The following is a 2,724-nucleotide window of genomic DNA, read 5'->3' as shown; positions in this document are numbered from 1 at the left end:
CCGGCGTTTATCGCCGGCCTGGCGCCGCGTCATCCGCAGTATGAGGCCATGCACCAGTCGCTGCTGGCGCTGGTGGCTGATTCACGTCCATGGCCGCAGATGACCGGCAGCGGCTCGCTGCGCCCGGGAGAATGGAGCAATGATATCGGCGCGCTGCGCGAGATCCTCCAGCGTACCGGGATGTTGGAAAATTCCGCCAATATCGTTCTGCCCGGCGACGTGGTGAGTCCTTCGGCGAAGAAAAAGAGCAAGCCCGCGGCGCGCGGTGTGTACGATCGCCAGCTGGTGGAGGGCGTTAAGCGCTTTCAGGCCATGCAGGGGCTGGGGGCGGATGGGGTCATCGGCCAATCCACCCGTGACTGGCTCAATGTCTCATCGGCGCAGCGCGCTGGCGTGCTGGCGCTGAACATTCAGCGTCTACGTCTGCTGCCAGGCAAACTATCGACCGGTATCATGGTGAATATTCCCGCGTTTTCGCTGGTCTATTACCAGGACGGCAGTCAGGTGCTGGCCTCGCGGGTGATCGTCGGACGTCCGGACCGCAAGACGCCGATGATGAGCAGCGCGCTGAACAACGTAGTGGTCAATCCGCCGTGGAACGTACCGCCCACCCTGGCGCGCAAAGATATTCTGCCGAAGGTGCGTAATAATCCTGGCTATCTGGAGCAGCATGGCTACACCGTGATGCGCGGCTGGAACAGTAAAGAGACCATCGATCCTTACCGGGTTGACTGGTCAACCATCACCGAGAACAATTTACCGTTCCGTTTTCAGCAGGCGCCTGGGGCACGTAATTCACTGGGGCGTTACAAGTTTAATATGCCGAGTTCGGATGCTATCTATCTGCACGATACGCCGAACCATAATCTGTTTCAGAAGGATGTCCGTGCGCTCAGTTCCGGCTGCGTCAGGGTGAATAAAGCCTCGGAGCTGGCCAATATGCTGCTGCAGGACGCGGGCTGGAATGACACGCGCATTTCCGACGCCCTGAAGCAGGGGGATACGCGCTATGTCAATATTCGGCAAAATATACCGGTGAATTTATATTACTTAACGGCGTTTGTGGACGCTGATGGACGTACACAATATCGAACAGATATTTACAATTACGATATCACCGCGCGATCCAGCGCACAAATTCTGACGAAAGCGGAACAATTAATCAGGTAAATGAAGTAGTTCAATGGATTTTGTTGTCCTAGCACTGGGTAAAAAAGGGCGCTGCACCTCTGCAGCGCCCGATTTTCCTGGGGTGAGGCTGCCTTGACGTTGGCAATAATGCCCGGTAAGGTGCCTTTCGTGCGCCAGAAGTGCATATACATATCATTCCGCTCAATGCGTAGCGCGGTTAGCGCGAACGCTCTCCTTTGCCGGGCAACATCTCGGTCGTGGCGAGCGATAGCGAGCTGATCCTGGCATCGCGCAAAGCGGAAAAAGTATATAACGATTCATTGACTGTAGACCTGATTATCATGGACAAATTTGACGCTAATCGCCGCAGATTGCTGGCGTTGGGTGGCGCTGCGCTGGGTGCTGCCGCCATTCTCCCTGCGCCGGCATTTGCCACCCTCTCGACCCCCCGTCCGCGTATTTTGACGCTGAATAACCTGCATACCGGTGAATCGCTCAGGGCGGAGTTTTTCGATGGCAGAGGCTATATTCAGGATGAATTAGCAAGACTTAACCATTTTTTCCGTGACTATCGCGCGAATAAAATTAAGTCCATCGATCCAAATCTGTTCGATCATCTTTATCGGTTGCAGGGACTACTTGGCACCAACAAACCTGTCCAGCTTATCTCTGGCTATCGTTCCCTTGATACCAACGATGAGCTTCGCGCACGAAGCCGTGGTGTAGCGAAACACAGCTATCACACCAAGGGGCAGGCGATGGATTTCCATATTGAAGGTATTTCGTTAAGCAATATTCGCAAAGCGGCGTTATCTATGCGCGCAGGTGGTGTAGGATATTACCCACGTAGTAACTTTGTGCATATTGATACCGGTCCCGTAAGGCACTGGTAACGAAAGGAGCGTCATGAACTATCGTATTATTCCGGTTACCGCGTTCGCGCAGAACTGTTCTCTTATCTGGTGCGGGCAAACCCGGCTGGCGGCGCTGGTCGATCCTGGCGGCGATGCTGAACGTATCAAAGCGGTGGTGGCGGAGGCTGGCGTCACGCTGATGCAGATCCTGCTGACGCATGGCCACCTCGATCACGTTGGCGCCGCGGCTGAACTGGCGCAGCATTATGGCGTACCGGTTATTGGTCCGGAAAAAGAGGATGAGTTCTGGCTGGAAGGATTACCGGCGCAAAGCCGGATGTTCGGCCTGGAGGATTGCCAACCGCTGCGTCCGGATCGCTGGCTCAATGAAGGCGATGTGGTCAATGTGGGGAATGTGGCGCTGCAGGTGCTGCACTGCCCGGGCCATACGCCGGGCCATGTGGTCTTTTTTGATGACGCCTCCCGACTGCTGATCTCCGGAGACGTGATTTTCAAAGGCGGGGTGGGACGCAGCGATTTTCCGCGCGGCGACCATGGGCAGCTGATTGCGGCTATCAAGGAAAAACTGTTGCCGCTGGGCGATGATGTGACCTTTATTCCCGGCCATGGTCCGCTGTCGACGCTGGGTGAGGAACGCCGTAATAACCCGTTTCTGCAGGATGAGATGCCGGTCTGGTAACAGACATGACGCGAACACATAAAAAAGGCCGCATTCGCG

At 55.6% G+C, this 2,724-nt stretch carries 3 protein-coding genes; all 3 read left to right on the top strand.

From position 1 onward, the window contains the following. On the top strand, positions 1 to 1,170 hold a 1,170-nt coding region (gene ldtD, locus HMPREF9538_RS30635; RefSeq protein ID WP_009486264.1), incomplete at its 5' end, for a L,D-transpeptidase. 302 nt (positions 1,171 to 1,472) lie between these two features. After that, positions 1,473 to 2,024 (top strand): YcbK family protein, encoded by a 552-nt coding sequence (locus HMPREF9538_RS02750; RefSeq protein WP_002898198.1) that lies wholly within the window; start codon positions 1,473 to 1,475, stop codon positions 2,022 to 2,024. 13 nt (positions 2,025 to 2,037) lie between these two features. Continuing rightward, on the top strand, positions 2,038 to 2,685 hold the full coding sequence (locus tag HMPREF9538_RS02755) for an MBL fold metallo-hydrolase (RefSeq protein WP_002898200.1): 648 nt from the start codon (positions 2,038 to 2,040) through the stop codon (positions 2,683 to 2,685). The last annotated feature ends 39 nt before the right edge of the window (positions 2,686 to 2,724 follow it).

Source organism: Klebsiella sp. MS 92-3, from assembly GCF_000195655.1.
Lineage (GTDB): Bacteria > Pseudomonadota > Gammaproteobacteria > Enterobacterales > Enterobacteriaceae > Klebsiella > Klebsiella pneumoniae.
The sequence above is the reverse complement of the archived record's forward strand: the minus strand, read 5'-3'. Positions and strand labels throughout refer to the sequence as shown.

Excerpts from the sequence above, each read along its gene's own strand:
- HMPREF9538_RS02750 (WP_002898198.1), top strand. The coding sequence starts at position 1,473 with ATGGACAAATTTGACGCTAATCGCCGCAGATTGCTGGCGTTGGGTGGC.
- HMPREF9538_RS02755 (WP_002898200.1), top strand. The coding sequence starts at position 2,038 with ATGAACTATCGTATTATTCCGGTTACCGCGTTCGCGCAGAACTGTTCT.